This window comes from Chelativorans sp. J32 (assembly GCF_000518985.1).
Lineage (GTDB): Bacteria > Pseudomonadota > Alphaproteobacteria > Rhizobiales > Rhizobiaceae > Chelativorans.
Genome location: NZ_JAEQ01000001.1, coordinates 437,031 through 457,563, shown reverse-complemented (window position 1 = coordinate 457,563; position 20,533 = coordinate 437,031). Strand labels below are relative to the sequence as shown.

At 63.5% G+C, this 20,533-nt stretch carries 17 protein-coding genes; 8 read left to right on the top strand and 9 right to left on the bottom strand.

Annotated features, from left to right (window positions below; genetic code table 11):
- Positions 1-109: 109 nt before the first annotated feature.
- The 9 genes from CHEJ32_RS0102230 to CHEJ32_RS0102190 form a co-directional block, all read right to left on the bottom strand.
- On the bottom strand, positions 110-1,162 hold the full coding sequence (locus CHEJ32_RS0102230; protein WP_028032383.1) for an ABC transporter ATP-binding protein: 1,053 nt from the start codon (positions 1,160-1,162) through the stop codon (positions 110-112).
- A 3-nt stretch (positions 1,163-1,165) separates the two neighbouring features.
- Positions 1,166-2,008 (bottom strand): carbohydrate ABC transporter permease, encoded by an 843-nt coding sequence (locus CHEJ32_RS0102225; protein WP_028032382.1) that lies wholly within the window; start codon positions 2,006-2,008, stop codon positions 1,166-1,168.
- Positions 1,998-2,870 (bottom strand): carbohydrate ABC transporter permease, encoded by an 873-nt coding sequence (locus CHEJ32_RS0102220; RefSeq protein WP_198023808.1) that lies wholly within the window; start codon positions 2,868-2,870, stop codon positions 1,998-2,000. Before CHEJ32_RS0102220 ends, CHEJ32_RS0102225 begins: the two co-directional genes overlap by 11 nt.
- 86 nt (positions 2,871-2,956) lie before the next feature.
- Complete coding sequence (locus CHEJ32_RS0102215; RefSeq protein WP_028032380.1) at positions 2,957-4,225, bottom strand: sugar ABC transporter substrate-binding protein; 1,269 nt, start codon at positions 4,223-4,225, stop codon at positions 2,957-2,959.
- A gap of 26 nt (positions 4,226-4,251) precedes the next feature.
- Positions 4,252-5,862 (bottom strand): FAD-dependent oxidoreductase, encoded by a 1,611-nt coding sequence (locus CHEJ32_RS0102210; RefSeq protein ID WP_028032379.1) that lies wholly within the window; start codon positions 5,860-5,862, stop codon positions 4,252-4,254.
- A 2-nt stretch (positions 5,863-5,864) separates the two neighbouring features.
- Positions 5,865-6,899 carry a LacI family DNA-binding transcriptional regulator gene (locus CHEJ32_RS0102205; protein WP_028032378.1) on the bottom strand — a complete coding sequence of 345 codons (1,035 nt, stop codon included), beginning with the start codon at positions 6,897-6,899 and terminating at the stop codon, positions 5,865-5,867.
- Between the two features lie 107 nt (positions 6,900-7,006).
- Entirely contained in the window at positions 7,007-7,825 is an 819-nt protein-coding gene (locus CHEJ32_RS23700) for an ABC transporter ATP-binding protein (protein WP_034657705.1), read from the bottom strand.
- Positions 7,818-8,888 (bottom strand): iron ABC transporter permease, encoded by a 1,071-nt coding sequence (locus CHEJ32_RS0102195; RefSeq protein ID WP_028032377.1) that lies wholly within the window; start codon positions 8,886-8,888, stop codon positions 7,818-7,820. Before CHEJ32_RS0102195 ends, CHEJ32_RS23700 begins: the two co-directional genes overlap by 8 nt.
- The gene (locus CHEJ32_RS0102190) at positions 8,885-9,877 is read right to left on the bottom strand and encodes an iron ABC transporter permease (RefSeq protein ID WP_245260918.1); all 993 of its coding nucleotides are present in this window, start codon (positions 9,875-9,877) and stop codon (positions 8,885-8,887) included. Before CHEJ32_RS0102190 ends, CHEJ32_RS0102195 begins: the two co-directional genes overlap by 4 nt.
- Positions 9,878-9,979: 102 nt before the next feature.
- Between CHEJ32_RS0102190 and CHEJ32_RS0102185 the strand changes: the two genes are divergently transcribed.
- The 8 genes from CHEJ32_RS0102185 (at position 9,980) to CHEJ32_RS0102150 (ending at position 20,496) form a co-directional block, all read left to right on the top strand.
- Positions 9,980-10,900 carry an ABC transporter substrate-binding protein gene (locus CHEJ32_RS0102185; RefSeq protein ID WP_028032375.1) on the top strand — a complete coding sequence of 307 codons (921 nt, stop codon included), beginning with the start codon at positions 9,980-9,982 and terminating at the stop codon, positions 10,898-10,900.
- A gap of 333 nt (positions 10,901-11,233) precedes the next feature.
- Positions 11,234-11,941 carry a CerR family C-terminal domain-containing protein gene (locus CHEJ32_RS0102180; protein WP_051469332.1) on the top strand — a complete coding sequence of 236 codons (708 nt, stop codon included), beginning with the start codon at positions 11,234-11,236 and terminating at the stop codon, positions 11,939-11,941.
- A complete protein-coding gene (gene hlyD, locus CHEJ32_RS0102175) occupies positions 11,931-12,962 on the top strand; it encodes a secretion protein HlyD (protein ID WP_028032373.1) in 1,032 nt (343 codons plus the stop codon). Before CHEJ32_RS0102180 ends, hlyD begins: the two co-directional genes overlap by 11 nt.
- A 10-nt stretch (positions 12,963-12,972) precedes the next feature.
- Entirely contained in the window at positions 12,973-14,703 is a 1,731-nt protein-coding gene (locus CHEJ32_RS0102170) for an ATP-binding cassette domain-containing protein (RefSeq protein ID WP_028032372.1), read from the top strand.
- Positions 14,700-15,860: an ABC transporter permease gene (locus CHEJ32_RS0102165; RefSeq protein WP_028032371.1), complete on the top strand. Its 1,161-nt coding sequence runs from the start codon at positions 14,700-14,702 to the stop codon at positions 15,858-15,860. The genes CHEJ32_RS0102170 and CHEJ32_RS0102165 overlap by 4 nt, the downstream gene beginning before the upstream one ends.
- 4 nt (positions 15,861-15,864) lie before the next feature.
- A complete protein-coding gene (locus CHEJ32_RS0102160) occupies positions 15,865-16,977 on the top strand; it encodes an ABC transporter permease (protein ID WP_028032370.1) in 1,113 nt (370 codons plus the stop codon).
- Between the two features lie 152 nt (positions 16,978-17,129).
- Positions 17,130-19,175 carry a M3 family metallopeptidase gene (locus tag CHEJ32_RS0102155; protein ID WP_028032369.1) on the top strand — a complete coding sequence of 682 codons (2,046 nt, stop codon included), beginning with the start codon at positions 17,130-17,132 and terminating at the stop codon, positions 19,173-19,175.
- A 37-nt stretch (positions 19,176-19,212) separates the two neighbouring features.
- On the top strand, positions 19,213-20,496 hold the full coding sequence (locus tag CHEJ32_RS0102150; protein WP_028032368.1) for an FAD-binding oxidoreductase: 1,284 nt from the start codon (positions 19,213-19,215) through the stop codon (positions 20,494-20,496).
- The last annotated feature ends 37 nt before the right edge of the window (positions 20,497-20,533 follow it).

The following is a 20,533-nucleotide window of genomic DNA, read 5'->3' as shown; positions in this document are numbered from 1 at the left end:
CAGAACCGGCGGAAAATCAACCGGCACGGCAGAGTATTCACGTCGCAAGCAAAACGCCCGCTCAGCTGAATAAAGGCAGCCTAACTTATCAGGCTATACGAAAAACCACCTAGTTCGCGCGCTTGCCTGAATCGCTATCGAAGAGATGAACCGAAGCGATCTCCGGCCGGACGCGGATCGTTTCGCCGGGCTCGGCGCGTACACGCTCGCGGAAGGCCCCGATCACCGGCGTTCCTCCAAGGCGCATGGTTACCTGCGTCTCCGATCCCATGGGCTCGACGAGTTCGACCGTGGCGGCGAGGCCCTCAGACGTAAGGGCGAAGTGTTCCGGGCGAATGCCGTAGAGCATGGGGCGCGGGGGAAGATCATGAGCCGCCTCCGGCAGCGGCAGCAGTGCGCCATCGGCGGCGAAGCCGCTCGCGGTGATTTGGCCGGGGATGAAATTCATGGCAGGCGAACCGATGAAGCCGGCCACGAACTTGTTCGCCGGCCGGTCATAGAGCTCTAGCGGCGCTCCGATCTGTTCGACCCGGCCACCATTGAGAACCACGATCTTGTCCGCCATGGTCATGGCTTCGACCTGGTCATGCGTGACGTAGACCGTGGTGGTCTTCAACCGCTGGTGCAGGCTCTTGATCTCGCCCCGCATGACGACGCGAAGCTTTGCGTCCAGATTGGAAAGCGGCTCGTCGAAAAGGAAGACCTGCGGGTCGCGCACGATCGCCCTCCCCATCGCCACGCGCTGACGCTGGCCGCCGGAAAGCTGGCGCGGATAGCGCTCGAGCATTTCGTCGAGGCCCAGGATTTCCGCCGCCCATTTCACGCGCTTTGCGATTTCGGCCTTTGGGGTGCCGCGATGCTCCAGCGAGAAGCCCATATTGGCGGCCACGGTCATGTGCGGATAAAGCGCATAGTTCTGGAAGACCATGGCGATGTCACGGTCCTTGGGCTCAAGATCGTTCACCACCCGGTCGCCTATCAGGACCTCGCCGCCGGTGATACTCTCAAGCCCGGCGATCATGCGCAGAAGCGTGGACTTTCCGCATCCCGAAGGGCCGACCAGAACGACGAATTCGCCATCTGCAATCTCGACATCTACACCGTGGATGACATCCATCCTGCCGTAGCTCTTGCGAAGTTTGGAAAGCGTGACTGAAGCCATGGATCAGCCTTTGAGACCGGTGTGGGCGAGCCCTTCCACGAACTGCTTCTGGGCTATGATAAAGACGATGAGCACGGGAACGGCGGTGAGCGTCGCGGCGGCAAGCTGAATGTTCCACATCGCGCCGCCATAGGCGTCGGTGTACTGCGTGAGAGCCTGAGGCAGCGTAAACATTTCCGGAGACGAGAGGAAGACGATCGGCTCCAGATAAAGGTTCCAGCTGTGCAGGAAGGTGAAGATACCGACTGCGGCGAGCGCCGGGCGTGCAAGCGGCAGCGCAATGGTCCAGAATATCTTGAAGCGCCCCAGCCCGTCCACGCGTGCAGCCTCTTCCAACTCGGCGGGAAGGGCAATGAAGAACTGGCGCATCACGAAAGTGGCAAAGACCGAGGGCGCGCCGAAAATAGGCACCAGAATCAGCGGCCAATGCGTGTTGATCATGTCCCAGGCGAGGAACATCTGGAACAAGGGCACGATCGTCACTTCCGAGGGTATGAGAAGCCCCAGCAGCACGACCATGAACAGCGCATTCGCAAAGGGAAAGCGGATGCGGGCGAAGGCGTAGCCCGCCATCGATGAAAACAGCATCGTCCCGGCCGTCACCACTGCCGCGATATAGGCGGAGTTCCAGTATTGCCGAGCGAAAGGCTGAAGCTCGAACACCTTGGCATAGGTGCTGAAATCGACGCGGCGCGGAATCAGATCTGGCGGGAAGGCGAAGATGTCGGAGATCGGCTTCACGGACGAGGTAATCATCCACCAGGTCGGAAAGACGAAGGGGATGAGGAGCACGCTCATCAGGCCGTAGATCGCGACCTTGGCGCCGGGAGAAAGCTCACCTCTCATAGAAAACGAGCCTCCTGCGCATCTGCCATTGTACGAAAGTCAGCACCGCGACGATCACGAAAAGCAGGATCGACAGCGTAGAGCCATAGCCGAAGCGGTGGAACTGAAAGGCCTGCTGGTAGAGGTAATAGACCAGCACCGTCGTTGACATTCCCGGCCCGCCCTGCGTGAGCACGGCAATTTGGGCGAAGACCTGCAGCGAACCCACAATGGTGATGATGGAGGTGAGCAGGATGGTCGGGCTGATCATCGGCAGGGTGATTCGCCGGAACTGCTTGAAGCGCGGTGCGCCATCCACCCGTGCGGCCTCATAGAGCTCTCTCGGCACGCCCTGAAGCGCCGCCAGGAACAGCACCATGTTCAAGCCCACATTCTTGAACACCTGCACCACGATCACCGAAATCATCGCCGTTGTGGGGTTCCTGAGCCAGTTGGGCCCCTCGACGCCCGTAAGCAGGAGGATCGAGTTGATGCCGCCATTGTTCTGCAGCAGGAAGCGCCAGACAATCGTCCAGGCGACGAGCGACACGACGACGGGGGAGAAGAAGAGCGTGCGGTAGACCGTGATGCCCTTGAGCTTCTGGTCGAGCAGGACCGCAAGCAGAAGTGCAAGGCTCAGGTTGAATACCACCAGACCCGCCGAGAAAATCCCGGTTGCGCCAAGGACTTCTAGGAGAGCCGGGTCCGACAGGAGCTGTTCATAGTTCCTGCTGCCGACATAATTGAACCGCGCACCAAGCACGTTCCACTCGTGCATGGAATACCAGAACACGAGTCCCAGCGGGATCAGCACAAAAGTGATGATCCCGGCGAGTTGCGGCGCAATGAAGAGATAGCCGGCCAGGCTGTCGCGGCGCTCCATGGTCCAGAAGGGGCGCTTGCGCGCCACCTTCCGTTCCTTGGCAGGGGTTCCGTTCGCCGCGACGGTGCTCATACTGGCCTACTCGCTCAAAGCAGCGGGCTGATGCGGCTGCAGACGGATTCCAGCACCGCCTTCACATCGGCATCCGGCCGCCAGAGCGCATCGAGCTCGGCGCGCACGGTCTGTTGGATCTGCGCGAAGTCCGTATGCCCAGGGATCACCGTTCCTGTGGCGATGCCTTTGATCACCACCGTCTCGAGCTGCTCGGGCGAAAGGAGTGGGTTGGTCTTGCTGAGCGCCGCCACATTGAGGAGCGACTGCCGCGCGGAGGGGAAGAACTGCGCCAGCTTCGCGGAATTCGCCGGATTTGTCATGAAGGCGAGGAATTGCGCAGCTGTCTCCGCGTTCTTACCGGACTGGAAGACGCCGATCCCGGCCTGGCCGATCAGCGCATATTCGCCGGCAGGCCCCTGCGGCAATGGCACCAGATCCCATTCGAAGGCATCCTCGCCCTTGGGCAGCAGCGAAGCGCGGGAGATCTGCGTGATCGTCATCGCCGCATTGCCGGCGAAGAAATCGACATCCTCGCCGGGTCCGGGCATCGCATGCTTGTCGAAGATCGCGTCATGGATGAAGGTCATCGCCTCGACCATCGGCTGCTCCGCGAAGGTGCAGGTCGCGCCATCCTGGCTCCAGGGTGCCGCGCCCCAGCCGCGCCAGATCGAGGCAAGATTCTGCCACATCTGGTAATTGAAATCGCGGACGATGAGGCCCGCTTTTCCGTCCTTGGCGGATGCAGCCGCCACCTCCATCGCCTTGTCCCAGGTCCATTCGCCGGCGGCGATCAGCTCGGCCGGCGTCGTTTGCCCTGCCGCACGAATCAAATCGTTGTTGACGAAGATGCCGAAGGGCGATGTCGAGAAGGGATAGGCGTAAAGCGTGCCATCCTGCTGCCAGATTGCCGTGGCGCCTTCGGAAACTTCGCCTAGATTGTAGCCCTCGGTCGCCTCGAACGTCTCCGTCAGCGGATAAAGCGCGCCGGAACTCACGAAATCGGCCGCGCCCGTTTCGAAGATCCAGGCGAGATCGGGCGCGTTGCCACCGGCGATCTGGGTGGTGAGCGTGGTCATATAGGTGTCGAACGGCAGCGAGTCGTAGGTGACGGTGACATTCGGGTGCTCTTTCTTGAAGTCGGCCGCGATCTCGTTGAACAGGTTGAGATGAGCCTCGTTCGCGCTCCAGATGGTCATGCGCAGGTTGACCGCATCCTGGGCGAGTGCTGCGCCCGAGAAGAGCACCGGCGCGGCCACTGCCAGTGCTGCCGTCGCGGATTTCAGGTAGGCAAAGCGTTTCATGATCTCCTCCACAATGATGATCGTTCTCAGTAACCCTTGACCTCGGGCCAACGGATCTCGATGCCCTCGCGATAGAGCAGCGCCTGGAAATCCGCGAGCCTGCCGTCACCTGCCTGCACGGCGTGCGGCGTCGTGCCTTTTTCCAGGCACCAGGCGGCGAGCAATCCTGCCACTTCGCCGATATTCCATTCGACCGGATGAAGCCGGTAGCAGCCATTGGTGATATGCGTCGTGCCTATGTTCTTGCTCGCCGGCAGCAGGTTCTTCATGCGCCGGGGAAGGAGCGCGCCGAGCGGAATCTCGAATGGGCATGAGGCCACGTCGATATAGTTGTCGCCGCCCGTCGAAGGATGCAGATCGATCCGATACATGCCGACGCCGATGCTATCGCGGTAATTGACGGCGCCCGCCTCGCCCCGCACGGCATAGGAAAGGTCCTGTTCCACGATCGTGGTCACGGCGCGGATGCGGCGGCTCTCGCGGATATAGGGCGCCATCGCCAACCCATGGTCCGTGCCGGTGATATCGCCCCGCAGGCGCAGGCCCGGAAAGCCCTGCCCCCCATCGGCGCGCGGTGCTTCCGTTTGCAGCCAATAGAATACGGCGTAAGAGAGATCGGCGGCCGCCTTCAGCCTCTTCTGGTACTCCTCCTCGCTGCAATCGATGATCGGCGCCTCGAAATAGTCGATCATCGGCCAGTTCACGAGACAGATGTCGGATTCGTAGAAACCCGGCACGAAATTGCGGCGCGCAGCAATGCGGCGGAAGGTCCAGAGATTGGCGTCGCCCGGGTTGCGGCGCTGGTCCGCATCTACCAAAAGCGGATCGTCGTCCGGATTGGGCGTGAAGCTGCGCTCCACGATCTCCAGCGTGCGCGGATGCGGCCCCTTGAAGCCGATCAGCGGCCCGCCCCAGAACTCCGGTTCGACGCTGCGCCAATGATCGTAGTTCTCAGGCTTGTCGATCACATGGTTGCCGTCCACATGGTCGACGGCAAAGCAGATCGACACGGCTTGCTGGTTGTCCGGCTGCGACTCGGCGGGCGCGCTCGGCTCGCCCGTCTCCGCCTGGCTTTCGAAACCGGTGACATAATCCGTGCCGGTGATGGGCAGGAGGTCGCCCAGCTCGGTCGCGTCGATGAAATAAGGCGCGGTAACAATAATCCTCTCGCCGCTGTCGCGGTGCTTCAGCGTGACGGAGCGCACCCGGTCACCATCCACCTCAGCCGCCACCGGCCGATAAGGCTGCAGGATCGTGAGGCGGCCCGCGCCGATATATGGCGCGAGCATGGCTTCCATGACGGCAAGCGAGACGCGCGGCTCGTGGCAGAGCCGGCTCACCCAGCCAGCGCCGGGATTGAGATCGCTCCAGGCGCGCGAAGCCTCGGTGAGCGGATAATGGTCGCGATAGTACTGGCGGATACCCCGGCGCAATGCCTGATAACTGCGGGTGACGCCGAACTGCTCCACCCAGGAGTGCTCGTCCGGCGGCACGGCCTGGCTCGTCATCTGGCCGCCGATCCAGTCGAACTCCTCGGTCATCACCACGCGCCGCCCGCTGCGCAGCGCGCCGAGAGCGGCCGCCACGCCACCAAGTCCACCGCCGATGACCGCAATATCCGTCGAGATTTCCTTCACATTCACACCTTGGATTTTGAAATGGGGCCGAGGGTCTCGCCCTCGACCGGTTCGCAGTTGAGCAGTACCTGCTGGACGCCGCTCTTTTCTTCGAGCATGGCGACGAGCACCTCGGTCGCCCGGCGCCCCATCTCCTCGCGCGGCACGGCATAGGTGGTGAAGCGCGTACCGGTATCGGTGGGCCGGATATGGCTGCCCAGCACGACGATGGAGAGATCTCCCGGCACCGAAAGGCCGGCAGCCACCGCCGCCCGCTTGAAGGGAATGGCGTCCGCGAGCTCAGTGAAGAAGACCGCCGTAGCCCCGCTCGCGCGCACTTTTTCCAGCGTCTCCCGTTCTGGACCGCCGGCAAAAGGAATATGGAGCACCAGTTCCGCCGCCTGCTCGGCGAGCGCCCTCTCGAAGCCGCGCCACCGGTCGACGGTAGATTCGGGGCCCTCCGAAGGGCCGACATAGGCAAGCGTGCGGTGTCCCATACCCGCTGCACGCTCGACCAGGCCGGCGGTGGCTGCCGCGTAGTCAGCTCCGACATAAGGCACAGGAGCCCCCGCATCATCGCGGCGGCCGACAGCGACGAAGGGAAAATCGCCCGCCATGAGGCGAACCAGCTCGGCGCGGTCGAAATCCCGCCCGAGCACCACACAGCCGTCGGCAAGTCTCAGCCGATTCTTCTCGTCGAAGATCCTCTTGCGCCCGTCCTCCCCACGCGCGGCGGCGGTGAGCAGCAGAAGATCGTAGCCGAGAGCCTGCGCCGCATCCTCGATGCCGAACAGGAAGGGCGCGAAGAAATCGGCCTGCGCGCTGGGGAATGCGGGCTCATAGGTGAAGACGCCGAGGATGTTGTTGCGGCCCTTGGCCATGCGACGGGCGACGGGATCGGCCACATAGCCGGTTTCCTGGATGATCTTCTGGACGCGCCGCCGCGTCTCCTCCGGGATGCGGTCGGCGGCGTCGGCCCCGCCATTCAGCACGAGCGAAACGGTCGCCTGGCTCACCCCTGCCAGTTGCGCGATGTCACGCTGCGTCAGCCGCTTCACTCAGGCCTCCAGATAATGCGTATTAGCAAGCTTGTAATGCGTATTAGCAGCCGTCGTCAAGTCTACAGGTGCAGCATGTTATGTGAGACTTTGAGAAGGTCTGCCGGTCAGCCCTGCACTTCGAAACGGGGCGAGGAGTTACGCATGGGGATGCAAAGCGGGCGGTCGTGCACAGGGTCCTCGATGACGCGGCACTGGATCCCGAAGACGGATGCGATCAGCTCTTCCGTCATCAGCTCCCGCGGCGAGCCCGCGCTCACGATACCGCCATCCTTCATGAAAACGAGAAGGTCCGCATAACGGGCAGCCAGGTTGAGATCGTGCAGCACCAGCACGACCGTGCGCCCGTGCTCGCGGTTCAAGCGGCTGACGAGATCCAGACAGTCGATCTGATGCGCCATGTCCAGGTGATTCACCGGCTCGTCCAAGCAGATAATGTCGGTCTGCTGCGCCAGCACCATGGCGATCCATACACGCTGCAACTGCCCCCCGGAAAGCGAGCCGATCCGCCGGTCCCGCAGATGGCCCACGCCCGTGCCGAACATGGCATCCTCGACGGCCGCGGCGTCGTCCTTGCTCCAGGGCTGCAGCATCGCCTGGTGCGGGTAACGGCCAAGCCGCACCAACTCCTCGACCCGCATATCCTCCGGCGCAGAAGGCGATTGCGCCAGAAGCCCGATCTCGCGCGCGATCTCCTTCTCGCGCATCTTGCCGATGTCAGTGTCGCCCAGAAGCACGCAGCCCGACTTGGCCACGTGCAGCCTGCGGATGGCACGCAACAGGGTCGACTTCCCACAGCCGTTCGGCCCCGCGAGCACGGTGATCTTGCCCTTCGGGACGGCAAGCGAAATGGCGTCGACAGCGAGGCGCGCGCCATAGGCGACCGAAAGCGTGTCGACCGTCAATCCGTTGAGCGCCTTATCCATTGAGGCGATCCTTCCGCAAAAGAAGATAGAGGAAATAGGGAGCGCCGATCACCGCAGTGATGGTGCCCGCCGGCACTTCCGTCGGCGCGAAGAGCACCCGCACGACCAGATCAGCGCCCATCAGTATCACCGCGCCGCAGAGGGCACTCGCCAAAATTCCCGCGATGGCGGAACGGCCAACCAGAAGCCGCGCCATATGCGGTGCAAGCAGACCGATGAAGCTCACACCGCCCGCGAACGCTACCGAGATCGCCGTGAGTGCTGCGGCAAGTGCGAAGATTACGAGGCGAAAGACAGGAAGATTAAGCCCCACCGACCGGGCGGAGACGTCGTCCAGATCGCTCGGCGGCAGGCGCGTCGCGGCGATCAGCGCCAGAACCAGCGCCGGCACGAGAAGCAGCGCCGTCAGCTGCACCTCGCCCCAATTGGTCTCGTTGACCGCGCCGGCGATCCAGCGCGCCGCTTGCGTGGTGCGGTAAATCGGACCGGTCAGCAGCAGCACCATGATCACGGATTTGGCCGCGGCGGCCACCGCGATGCCGAACAGCAGGAGCCGCACGGCCGAGGACGCCTGCCGCCCGCTCAACGCGAAGACCAGCGCTACCGCCGCGCACGCGCCCAGCGCGGCGGCGAGCGGCTGCCAGCCGATGCTGACGATCAGCGCATTGCTGTCGTTCGAGAGCAGGGCGAGGAAAATGACGACGCCGAGCGCGGCTCCATCCACGACCCCCAGCACGCTCGGCGAGGCAAGTTCGTTGCGCGTGACCTTCTGGAGAAGAAAGCCCGACACGGCGATGGCTGCGCCTGCAAGGACTGCGAGCAACACGCGCGGCAACCGCAATTGCAGGATGATCAGCCTTTCCATGCGTTCGCCGCCACCGGAGAGCACAGCGACGACCTTCTCCAGCGGCACCCAGGTCGAGCCGAAGGCCGCGCTGCCGAGCAGCATCAGGATTGTAACGACGAGCAGGAGAAGGACGATGGTCACCGCCCTTGCGCGGTCGCGTGCGAGGTTACCGAGAACCGGTGCTCTCCGCGAAAGCTTTGCCGCGCCGCCCGTCATGCGGCTCGCCTGCGCAGGAGGACGAGGAGAAGAGCCGCGCCCACGACAGCCGTGATCGCGCCCACCGGCGCCTCTGTGGGATAGATGACGAAGCGGGCGAGGATATCGGCCGCCGTCGCATAGACAGCCCCGACAAGCGCCGCCGCGCCGAGCTTTTCAGAATGCCTTGAACCCACGAGCGCTCGGGCCGCGTGCGGCACCACGAGCCCGACGAAGCCCACGGGCCCCGCCATGGCAACCGAGGCGCCGGTGAGCAGGGCCACGGCGACGAAGCTTGCGATGCGGATCACCCGAACCGGTGCGCCGAGGCTCTGCGCTGTGGCGTCGTCCGTCTGCAGCGCGTCGAGCGGGCGGGCAAGCATTGCCGCCATCAGACCTCCCACCGCCAGAAGCGGCAGGTTTCGCGCCACCAATGTCAGCGGCCGGTCCACGAAAGCTCCGGAAAGCCAGAACAGCAATTGCTGCAATTCGGCCTCGTTGACGGTCAGGATCACCTCGACCATCGCATTCATCAGCCCGGCGAATGTCACGCCCACGAGCACGATGCGCAGCGGCGAAAGCCCGCCTGCCGTCGCGGCGAGGGCGAAGACGAGCACGCTCGTCAGAAATGCGCCCGACGCCGCCGCGAACGAAAGCCCAAAAAGGGACGAGGTGCCGAAAGCTGCGCTCACGGCCACGACGGCCAGCGACGCACCGGCATTGAGCCCCAGCGTATCCGGCGAGGCGATGCGGTTGCGCGAAAGTGTCTGGACGATCACCCCCGCCACGCCGAGCGCAGCCCCTACCAAAGGCGCCACGATCGCGCGCGGCAGGCGGTATTCGCGGATGACCGTGTCGGCTTCGCTCGTTCCGGAGCCGGCGAGCGCGTCCCAGAGCTCACCGGGCGTGTAGATGGTGTAGCCCAGCATCAGGCTGCCAAGCACCGCCACCCCGAGCAGGAGTACCAAGCCCCCATAGATCAGCGGCAACCGGTTCGCGGTCGCAGTCAAGGCTATGGGCGCGGAGCTGTTCAAAGGTGATGTTGACAGTCAGGTTTGCTTCTGCTCTTGCTCTCACAAATTCCGACCGTCCTTGTCAAGTTAGGTGTCCGCATGATCCGCCGCCGGCTGCTCTCCACTCTCCTGGCCCTGCCGCTTTTTCTTGCCGCTTCCGGCGCGCTTCAGGCCGCGGAGATCACGCATTCAATGGGTACGACCGAAGTGCCTGAAAACCCGCAGCGGGTCGTGGTGCTCACCAATGAAGGCACCGAGGCGCTGCTGGCGGTCGGAATCGAGCCCGTCGGCGCAGTTCGTTCCTGGCTGGGCGATCCTTGGTACGCGCATATCGCGGATCAAATGAAGGGGGTCGAAGTGGTGGGCGAGGAGTCGGCTGTCAATCTCGAGCTCATTGCCGCTCTGGAGCCGGATCTCATCCTCGGCAACAAGATGCGTCATGAGAAGATCTACAATCAGCTTTCGGCGATCGCACCCACCGTCTTCGCTGAGACGCTTCGCGGCGACTGGAAGATCAATTTAGCGCTTTACACCAAGGCGGCGGGCAAGGAGGCTGAAGGCAAAGCCGTCCTCGACCGCTATAATGCCCGGGTGGCCGCTCTCAGCGAGGCGCTCGGTGACCGCAAGGCGGAGAAGATCTCGCTCGTCCGCTTCATGCCGGGCCGCACGCGCATCTATTACAAGGACACCTTCGCTGGGCTGATCCTCTCCGAGATCGGCTTCGCCCGGCCCGCGAGCCAGGATAAGGACGCCTTCGCCGACGAGGTGACGAAGGAACGCATTCCGGAAATGGACGGCGATCGCCTCTTCTATTTCGTTTACGAGACCGGGGACGGCAGCGCCAAGGGGCTTGCCGAGGAGTGGACCAAGGAACCGCTTTGGCAGAACCTCAACGTGGTGAAGGCCGGCAAGGCCATGGCCGTCGACGACGCCATCTGGAACACCGCCGGCGGCGTGATTGCGGCCAACCTCATGCTTGAGGAGCTCGCAAAGATCTACGACATCTCGCTGCCGGAGTGATCTGACCGGCGGCAGATTGAGCGCTTGCGGCGTTCGGCGTTCAGGCGATCGCACACCCTATTACAAGCAGGGCAGCCACGCACTGATCTTCTCACCGCCCCGACTTTGCCAGGGCGACGGCCGGAAGATGCCGGCGTCGACTAAGGCAGAACCGATCAAGATCTCCGGCTCGCGACCGCCCCCCTGCATAGACACACACTAAGCCGCCCCGCTCGGGTCCCCGAAATCGCTGCGTAAAGTTTCAGCCTGGTGCTGCGGCAGCTCACATTTCATTCGATTGACTTAATCATCGATTAAACTAATCTTCTGCGACTTTCCGCAGAGGCTTTATCCATGCCCGATGAAAAGCGTCCCACGCGTCTGCAGGACCGTACTGTCCGGCGTGCCGATCCACGCCAAAGGCTCCTTAGAACCGCGGTCGACATTTTCGGCCGCTACGGCTTCGACGGCGCGTCGACGCGAATGCTCGCGGACGCGGCGGGTGTAAACCTGCAAGCGATCCCCTATTATTTCGGTGGCAAGGAGGGGCTCTATATCGCCGCTGCGGATTATATCGGCACCCTCATTTCCGCCCATGTGGCCGGGCTTCGCGATACGGTGCGCGGCCGTTTCGAAACCGCCGACCGGGACGGCGAGCCGATCGGGCAAGCCGAAGCGCAAATGCTTCTCACCAGGATCGCGGAGACCATGGCGGCCCTCTTTATCAGCGATGAATCCGAGCCATGGGCGCGCTTTCTCATCCGCGAGCAGATGGAACCCACGGAGGCGTTCCAGCGTGTCTATGGCGGCGTCATGAAGCCCATGCTCGAAGTATCGGGCAGGCTCGTGGGCATCCTCGTCGGGGAGGATCCGCAGTCGAACCATGTCAAGCTTCGCACCCTTTCCCTGCTCGGCGGCATGATGGTCTTCCGCGTCGCCCGCGCCGCCGCCCTCGCCCAGCTCGGATGGAGCGGGTTCGGCAAACCCGAAACGGAGGAGGTTCGCCGACTTGCCGCGGAGCTGGTGGCGTCCCTGAAACTGGAGCAGCGCCATGAAGCATAGGCTCCCTCGCATCGCGGCATTGCTGGTCGTTGCCGGGGCAGCCGCCGCCGGCTGGTGGTATGATCTCCCTGCCCGCTTTGGCTGGACGCAGACGGAAGAAACCGACCTCACGCTCTATGGCAATGTCGATATCCGCCAGGTGCAGCTCGGCTTCCGTGTCAGCGGGCGCGTTTCGGAAATGCTCGTCGACGAAGGCGATCGGGTGGAGAGCGGCCAATTGTTGGCGCGCCTGGACAATCAAACCTATGCCGATGCGCTGCGCGCGGCGGAAGCAGAAGTCGCGAGCCAGCAGGCGAATCTCGCCAAACTCAAGGCTGGTCCGAGGCAGGCGGAGATCGCCCAGGCGCGGGCGAGCCTTGCCGAGCAGACCTATAACCTCGCGAATGCCGAGCAGGCCCTGGAGCGGGCGCGTCAACTCAGGCCCGGGGGTGCCATCTCGCAGGCAGCCTTGGACCAAGCCCAGGCGGCGCGCGATATGGCGGCCGCGCGTGTGGATGCCGCGAATGAGGCGCTCCGCCTTCTCGAAGAAGGCACGCGGGAGGAAGACATCGCGGCTGCTCAGGCGAGCCTGCATGCGGCCGAAGCCAATCTTGCGTCGGCCAAGACCGCGCTGGGCGATACCGAGCTTCATGCGCCCGCAGAAGGCGTGATCCTGTCACGCGTTCGCGAGCCCGGCGCGATCCTTTCCCCGGGAGATGCCACCTATATCCTCTCGCTCGATCGGCCCGTTTGGGTGCGGACCTATATCGAGGAGCCTGATCTCGGCCGCATCCATCCGGGCATGGCCGTCGAAGTCATCACCGACAGCGCACCCGACAGGCCGTATCGCGGTCAGGTCGGTTTCATCTCGCCGGTGGCCGAGTTCACGCCGAAATCGGTCGAGACTCCGGAGCTTCGGACCGACCTCGTCTACCGCCTGCGCGTTGTTGTGGAGGAGCCGGACACCGGCCTGCGCCAAGGCATGCCCGTGACGGTTCGCGTGCTCGAAAACGGCGACGTCGAGACCTCGGCAACCAATTGAGGATGGACCTATGGGCGAGGAATTCGTCCGCCTTTCCGATGTCACCAAGAGGTTCGGCAGCGCGGCTCCCGCTCTCGACGCAGTGTCCGGCTCGATTAAGGGCGGAGAGATCACCGGGCTTGTCGGGCCGGACGGCGCCGGCAAGACTACGCTGATCCGACTGATGACAGGCCTCATGCTGCCCGACACGGGCAGGATCGAGGTGCTGGGGTTCGACACGCGTAAGGATGCCGCAAGCATTCAGGCCGCGATCGGCTACATGCCGCAACGCTTCGGGCTTTATGAAGACCTCTCCGTCCAGGAAAACCTCGATCTTTATGCCGATTTGCGCGGCCTGCCTCTTGCGGAACGCCCGGAGGTTTTTGACGAGCTCCTAACCTTCACCGATCTCAAGCGCTTCACCGGCCGGCTAGCCGGCAAGCTTTCGGGCGGCATGAAGCAGAAACTCGGCCTCGCCTGCGCACTCCTGAAAAAGCCGCGTCTGCTCCTTCTTGACGAGCCCGGCGTGGGCGTCGACCCGATCTCGCGCCGCGACCTCTGGGCTATGGTCGAGAACCTGACGAAGGAAGGCATCGGCGTCCTCTGGTCCACCGCCTATCTTGACGAGGCGGAGGCCTGCCATCGTGTCCTCCTTCTCAACGAAGGAAAGCTGCTCTTCACGGGAACGCCCTCCGAACTGACGAGCCGGGTGGACGGCCGCGTCTTCAGGCTTGGCGGCATCGAAGGCCGACGACGGCCGATCCTGACCAAGGTGCTGGGCGAGGCCGGCGTCGTGGACGGCGTCATCCAGGGTGAAGCGATCCGCCTCGTTCTCGACGCGCCGGAGCCTCAAGGGTGGAAAGCCAAGGACATCGCCGGGAAAGGTGCAGTCATAAATCCCACGGCGCCGCGTTTCGAGGATGCCTTTGTGGACATGCTCGGCGGCGGCCCTGGCGGGCAGTCGAAGCTCGCGGACGCCGCCGTTCCTCGCGACCGGACCGAAGGCGGCGCCGTCATCGAGGCGCATGGCCTCACAAAGCGCTTCGGCGATTTCACGGCGGCAAGCGACATCACCTTTTCCATCCCGCGCGGGCAGATTTTCGGCCTTCTCGGCCCAAACGGCGCCGGCAAATCGACCACTTTCAAGATGCTCTGCGGGCTTTTGAAGCCGACCGAAGGAGAAGGGCGGGTCGCCGGTTTCGATCTGCGCCGCGACACGGCCGAAGCACGCAACCGCCTCGGCTATATGGCGCAGAAATTCTCGCTCTACGGCGACTTGAACGTTGCCCAGAATCTCGCCTTCTTCGCCGGCGTCTACGGCCTCAGCGGTGCCGGCAAGCGCGAGCGCATCGCGCTCATGACGGAGATCTTCGATTTCAGATCCATTCTCGGCATGTCCGCGAAAGACCTGCCGTTGGGGTTGAAGCAACGGCTGGCGCTTGCCTGCGCCGTGCTGCACGAGCCCGAAGCACTCTTCCTGGACGAGCCCACCTCCGGCGTCGATCCCATCACCCGGCGAGAGTTCTGGACCCATATCAACGGCCTCGTGGAAAAGGGCGTCACCGTCCTCGTCACCACCCATTTCATGGACGAGGCGGAGTATTGCGACCGTATCTCGCTCATCTATCGCGGCCGCTCGATCGCTCTCGGCTCGCCGGACGAGCTCAAGGCCAGTGTGGCAAGCCCCGAAAACCCCGATCCCACGATGGAGGACGCCTTCATCGAACTCGTCAGGAACTCCGACCTGGCGGAGGCTGCATGAGCACGGAAGCGCTTGTCGGGACGAAAGAAACCGCGCCACCAACCGGTCGGGCGCGCCGCTTTACCGCCCTCGTGCGCAAGGAGAGCCTGCAGGTGATCCGCGATCCGAGCAGCATCCTCATCGCCTTCGTGCTGCCGCTCATCCTGCTCGTCATCTTCGGCTACGGCGTCTCGCTCGACGCCACCCGCACGCGCATCGGCCTCGTCATCGAGAACGCCACGCCGATTGCCCAGGATCTTGCCGCAAGCTTCCAGGCCTCGCGCTATTTCGAGGTGGCCACCGGCCGCGACCGGCGGGAATTCGAGGAAGGCCTGATCCTCGGCCGCGTGCGCGGCATCGTCGTCATCCCGACGAATTTCACCGATGTGGGCGCCGCTGGCAGCTCGCCGCAAATCCAGGTGATCGTAGACGGGTCTGACCCGAACACGGCCAATTTCGTGCAGAACTATGCGCAGGGCGTGGTGGGCACATGGATGGCGCAGCGTGCGGCGGAAATCGCCATGCGGCCGCCGCCGATCTCCGTCGAGCAGCGCTTCTGGTTCAACCCGGAGCTTGCCAGCCGCAACTTCCTCGTTCCGGGCTCGATAGCCATCGTCATGACGCTCGTCGGCACGCTTCTTACCTCGCTCGTGGTGGCGCGGGAGTGGGAGCGCGGCACCATGGAAGCCATGATGGCGACGCCCGTCACCGCGACGGAGTTGCTGGCGGGCAAGATCCTGCCCTATTTCATCCTCGGCCTTGCCTCCATGTCGCTCTGCGTGCTGATCGCCGTCTTCATTTTCGGCGTGCCGTTCCGCGGTTCGGTGCTGGCGCTCTACGCGCTTTCGGCAAGCTTCCTCATGCCGGCGCTCGGCCAAGGCCTCCTCATCTCGGCCGCCACCAAGAACCAGTTCCTCGCCTCGCAGCTCGCGCTGCTCTCGGCCTTCCTGCCGGCCTTCCTGCTCTCGGGCTTCCTGTTCGAGATCAATTCCATGCCGTGGATCATCCGCATCGTCACGACCATCGTGCCCGCGCGCTACCTGATCCCCAGCCTGCAGAGCGTGTTCGTGGCAGGCGACATCTGGCCCATGTTCCTGCGCTCGATCGCGGTCATGCTCACGATCGGCGTGGTGCTCTTCATCCTCGCGGCCCGCAGCACGCGCAAGAGGATCGGATGAGATGATGTGGTGGATCCGGCTGAAGGCCCTCATCATCAAGGAACTGCTCGCGATCCTGCGCGACCCCAGGGGGCGGCTCATCCTGGTCGGCCCGCCGATCCTGCAGCTCCTCGTCTTCTCCTACGCGGCGACGCTGGAGGTGAAGAACGTGGACATCGTGCTGCTCAACCAGGATTCGGGGGCCTGGAGCCAGGAGCTCGTCAACCGCATCGCCGGCGCGCCCACCTTCCGCAGCATCGAGAGGGTTGGAAGCTCCGAGGCGCTACGCGCGCGCATCGATGCGCAACAGGCGATCGCCGCCGTCCATATCGGCCCGACCTTCTCGCGCGACATCGCCGCCGGCCGGGCTGCCGACCTGCAGATCATCCTCGACGGGCGGCGCTCCAACGCAGCGCAGATCGTGGCGGGCTATCTCAATCAGATCGTCAATCAGTTATCCGCCGACATAAGCGCCGGCCGGCGTGGCGCGGGCCAAACGGTCATCGTCGTCCCGCGCAACTGGTTCAATCCGAATCTCATCTTCCAATGGTTCATGGTGCCCAATCTGGTGGCGGCCATCGCCCTTCTCATCGGTCTGGTGGTGACCGCGCTCTCCATCGCCCGCGAGCGCGAGCTCGGCACCTTCGACCAGCTCATGGTCTCGCCGCTCAGGACGCACGAGATCCTGATCGGCAAGGTGATCCCGCCCATGATCATCGGCACCTTTCACATGACGATCTACATCCTGGCGGCTGTGTTCGTCTTCGGCGTGCCGCTCCGGGGCTCGCTCCTCATGCTCTATGGCAGCAGCATCTTCTACCTGCTCTCGGTCGTGGGCGTCGGCCTCTTCATCTCGGCCCTTTCGATGACGCAGCAGCAGGCGATCCTCGGCGCTTTCCTCTTCATGGTGCCGGCAATGCTCCTCTCCGGCTTCGCGACGCCGATCGAGAACATGCCGGACTGGCTGCAGCCGATCACCTATGCGAGCCCGCTGCGCTACTTCCTCGTCATCGTTCGCGGTGTTTTCCTGAAGGATCTGCCTCTGGATGAAGCGGTGAACAACACGCTCCCGCTTGCCCTCATCGCCTTCCTTACGCTTGCTGCGGCGGCCTGGCTGTTCCGGCGAAGAATGGAGTGAGTTCGAGCTCGGTCGCTAGCTGTCCTAAGGTTGGGGAGAGGAGTGATGGTGCCTCGCCTTCACGCTAGGGGAAGACTGTTGCACGAGGAAGCTGCCAAGCTTACATCGGGAAGGACCAGCCCAATCCAGCCTTCCCGCCCCGCGAGGTTTTCATGGCTTCCATCGATCTTTCGACGCATCCGCTTACCGCCTGGAACGGCCAGCTCGGCCTGCCGGAATTCGATCGCATCGAAGATCCGGCCTTTGCCCCGGTGTTCGACGCCGCTCTTGCGGCACACGAAGGAGAGATCGCGGCGATTGCCGGAAACAGCGAAGGGCCGACCGTAGAGAACACGCTCGTAGCCCTCGAACTTTCCGGCGAAGCGTTGTCGCGCGTTTCCGCCATATTCTGGTGCCGGGCGGGCGCCCATACGAACGAAGCGATCCAGAAGCTGGAGCGCGAGATCTCGCCCCGCATGGCGCGGCATTATTCGCGCCTTTTCATGAACGAGGCGCTCTTCAAGCGTATCGACACGCTCTATGCGGCGCGGGCCACCCTTGGCCTCGATAAGGAGTCAGCGCGCGTTCTGGAAAAGACCTGGAAACGCTTCGTACGCGGCGGCGCCAAGCTTGATGCGCAGGGCAAGGCGCGGCTTGCGGAGATCAATGAGAAGCTGGCCGAGCTCGGCGCGCGCTTCGGCCAGAACGTGCTTGCCGACGAAAGCAAGTGGGCGCTCTTCCTGGATGAGGGGGATCTGGCGGGACTGCCCTCCTCGCTCAGGAGCGCCATGGCAGAGGCAGCGGAATCGCGGGGGCAGAAGGGGCGCTATGCCGTCACGCTGTCGCGTTCCATTGCCGAGCCTTTCCTGTCTTTCTCCACCCGGCGCGACCTGCGCGAGACGGTACTCGACGCCTTCACCCGCCGCGGCGCCAATGACGGCGAGGCGAACAACGCCGAAATCGTGCGGAAGACGCTTGAGCTGCGCGCCGAGAAGGCACGTCTCCTCGGCTACGAGAATTATGCCGCCTATAAGCTCGACGACACCATGGCGAAGACTCCCGACGCGGTGATGGAGCTGCTCGAACCCGTCTGGGAAAGGGCACGGGAAAAGGCCGCTGCTGACGAGAAGGAGTTGCAGCGGCTTGCCGTCGCCGAGGGTCATAACCACCCGATCGCCGCATGGGATTGGCGCTATTACGCCGAGAAGCTGAGAGCGGAGCGCTTCGCCTTCGACGAGGGCGCGCTGGAGCCGTACCTGGCCCTGGAGAATGTCGTTACCGCTGCCTTCGACGTGGCAAACCGCCTCTTCGGCCTGACCTTCGAGGAGCAAAGGGGTATTGCCGCCTGGCACGAGGATGTGCGAGTCTTCAAGGTGAAGAACGCCGATGGCAGCGAGCGCGGCGTGTTCCTTGCCGATTACTTCAACCGGCCCTCAAAACGCTCCGGCGCATGGATGAGCTCGTTGCAATCGGGCCATAAACTCGGCCTTGGCGAAAAGCCGATCATCTACAATATCATGAACTTCGCCAAGCCGCCCAAAGGCAAGCCAGCGCTGCTCTCGGTGGACGACGCGCGCACGCTGTTCCACGAGTTCGGTCACGCGCTGCATGGCCTCCTCTCCGACGTCACCTGGCCATCCATTGCCGGTACATCCGTCGCGCGGGATTTTGTCGAGCTGCCCTCGCAGCTCTACGAGCACTGGTTCAGCACGCCAGAGGTGCTTTCAAAGCATGCACGGCACGTCGAAACAGGCGAACCGATGCCAGAGGATCTGCTCGAAAAAATGCGCGCTGCGCGCAATTTCAACGCTGGCTTCGCCACAGTGGAATTCGCCGCTTCGGCGCTGGTCGACATGGCCTATCACGCGCGCCCGGAGGCTCCTCAAGACCCGCTCGCCTTTGAGACAGAAGTGCTGGAGAAGCTTCAAAAACCTGCCGCCATCCCGATGCGCCACGCCACCCCTCATTTCCTCCACGTGTTTTCCGGAGAAGGCTATTCAGCTGGCTATTATTCCTATCTCTGGTCGGAGGTGCTGGACGCGGATGCCTTCCGCGCTTTCGAGGAGGCCGGCGACCCCTTCGCCCCGGAGACCGCCGAAAAGCTGCGCCGCTACATCTATTCCGCCGGCGACTCGGCTGATCCGGAAGAGCTTTACAAGGCCTTCCGTGGCCGTCTGCCGAGCCCTGACGCGATGATGGAGAAGAAGGGATTGGTTTGAGCTTAGCCCGGCCAGGAGGGGCAGGAGAAATCAAATCATGCAGAACGATCCCTTCTCCCATGGGCTTTGGGAAAGAACCGCTCCGCCCGCACCGGCGACTGGACCCCTGAGAGGTGAGAAGCGAGCCGATGTCGTCGTGGTCGGCGCCGGCTTTACCGGCCTTTCCGCCGCGCTTCATCTCGCCCGAGCCGGGGTTTCGGTCATTGTGGTCGAGGCGGCAGAGATCGGGTTCGGGGGCTCCGGACGCAATGTGGGACTCGTCAACGCGGGCCTATGGATCATGCCTGACGAGGTTCCCTCTGTCCTTGGCAGTGATTATGGCGAGAGGCTGCTTGCGGCGCTCGGCGATGGCCCGCGCGTGGTCTTCGACCTCATTCGCGAACATGGCATCGACTGCGAAGCCGAGCATCGTGGAACACTGCACTGCGCGGCGGACGCGAAGGGGCTTCGCGAAATCGAAGAAAGAGCACGCCAGTGGCAGGCGCGCGGCGCGCCGGTGCGGCTCCTGGATAAAGAGGAGACTGCAGCCCGCATCGGCACATCCGCCTATCTCGGCGCATTGCTCGACGAACGGGCGGGAACCATCCAGCCGCTCGCCTATGTCCGAGGTCTCGCCCGGGCGGCGATCGAGGCAGGCGCTGAGATCTTCACGGCCTCGCCGGTCGTAGAGGCGAAACGTTCGCTAAACGGATGGCGGGTAGATACGAAACAGGGAAGCGTGGAGGCGGATTGGATCGTCGTTGCCACGAATGCATATACAACCGCTCCATGGCCGCAGGTTCGCGCTGAGCTGGTTCACCTGCCCTATTTCAATTTTGCCACCGCCCCGCTTCCGAAAGAGATCTTGGAGCGCGTCCTGCCCGGCCGCGAAGGCGTATGGGATACGAGGGAGATCCTGAGTTCGCTTCGCCGCGACCGGCAAGGCCGGCTCGTCTTCGGCAGCGTCGGCGCTCTGCGTGGAACAGGCGCCGCTGTTCATGGCGCGTGGGCGAAACGATCGCTGCGCAAGCTCTTTCCGTTTCTCAGCGACGTTGCCTTTGAAAGCGCCTGGTACGGCAAAATCGGCATGACCGCCGACGCGATCCCGCGCTTTCATCGGCTGGAACGGAATGTGATAGGCTTCAGCGGCTATAACGGACGTGGTATTGCGCCGGGAACGGTGTTCGGGCGATACCTTGCCCGCCTGATCACCGGCGAAATCGGCGAAAAGGACTTGCCGCTACCGTTGACCGATCCGAGGGAGCAAAGCTTTCGGCCTTTGCGCGAGGCCTATTATGAAGCCGGCGCCCAGCTTGCCCATCTGGTTGGAGCTCGGTTCTAGCCAGTGCTTGCGGTTGACCAGGACCATTCACTTGAAA

Coding starts and splice junctions, on each gene's coding strand:
- CHEJ32_RS0102230 (WP_028032383.1), bottom strand. CDS start 1,162: ATGGCTTCAGTCACGCTTTCCAAACTTCGCAAGAGCTACGGCAGGATG.
- CHEJ32_RS0102225 (WP_028032382.1), bottom strand. CDS start 2,008: ATGAGAGGTGAGCTTTCTCCCGGCGCCAAGGTCGCGATCTACGGCCTG.
- CHEJ32_RS0102220 (WP_198023808.1), bottom strand. CDS start 2,870: ATGGAGCGCCGCGACAGCCTGGCCGGCTATCTCTTCATTGCGCCGCAA.
- CHEJ32_RS0102215 (WP_028032380.1), bottom strand. CDS start 4,225: ATGAAACGCTTTGCCTACCTGAAATCCGCGACGGCAGCACTGGCAGTG.
- CHEJ32_RS23700 (WP_034657705.1), bottom strand. CDS start 7,825: ATGGATAAGGCGCTCAACGGATTGACGGTCGACACGCTTTCGGTCGCC.
- CHEJ32_RS0102195 (WP_028032377.1), bottom strand. CDS start 8,888: ATGACGGGCGGCGCGGCAAAGCTTTCGCGGAGAGCACCGGTTCTCGGT.
- CHEJ32_RS0102185 (WP_028032375.1), top strand. CDS start 9,980: ATGATCCGCCGCCGGCTGCTCTCCACTCTCCTGGCCCTGCCGCTTTTT.
- CHEJ32_RS0102180 (WP_051469332.1), top strand. CDS start 11,234: ATGCCCGATGAAAAGCGTCCCACGCGTCTGCAGGACCGTACTGTCCGG.
- hlyD (WP_028032373.1), top strand. CDS start 11,931: ATGAAGCATAGGCTCCCTCGCATCGCGGCATTGCTGGTCGTTGCCGGG.
- CHEJ32_RS0102170 (WP_028032372.1), top strand. CDS start 12,973: ATGGGCGAGGAATTCGTCCGCCTTTCCGATGTCACCAAGAGGTTCGGC.
- CHEJ32_RS0102165 (WP_028032371.1), top strand. CDS start 14,700: ATGAGCACGGAAGCGCTTGTCGGGACGAAAGAAACCGCGCCACCAACC.
- CHEJ32_RS0102160 (WP_028032370.1), top strand. CDS start 15,865: ATGTGGTGGATCCGGCTGAAGGCCCTCATCATCAAGGAACTGCTCGCG.
- CHEJ32_RS0102155 (WP_028032369.1), top strand. CDS start 17,130: ATGGCTTCCATCGATCTTTCGACGCATCCGCTTACCGCCTGGAACGGC.
- CHEJ32_RS0102150 (WP_028032368.1), top strand. CDS start 19,213: ATGCAGAACGATCCCTTCTCCCATGGGCTTTGGGAAAGAACCGCTCCG.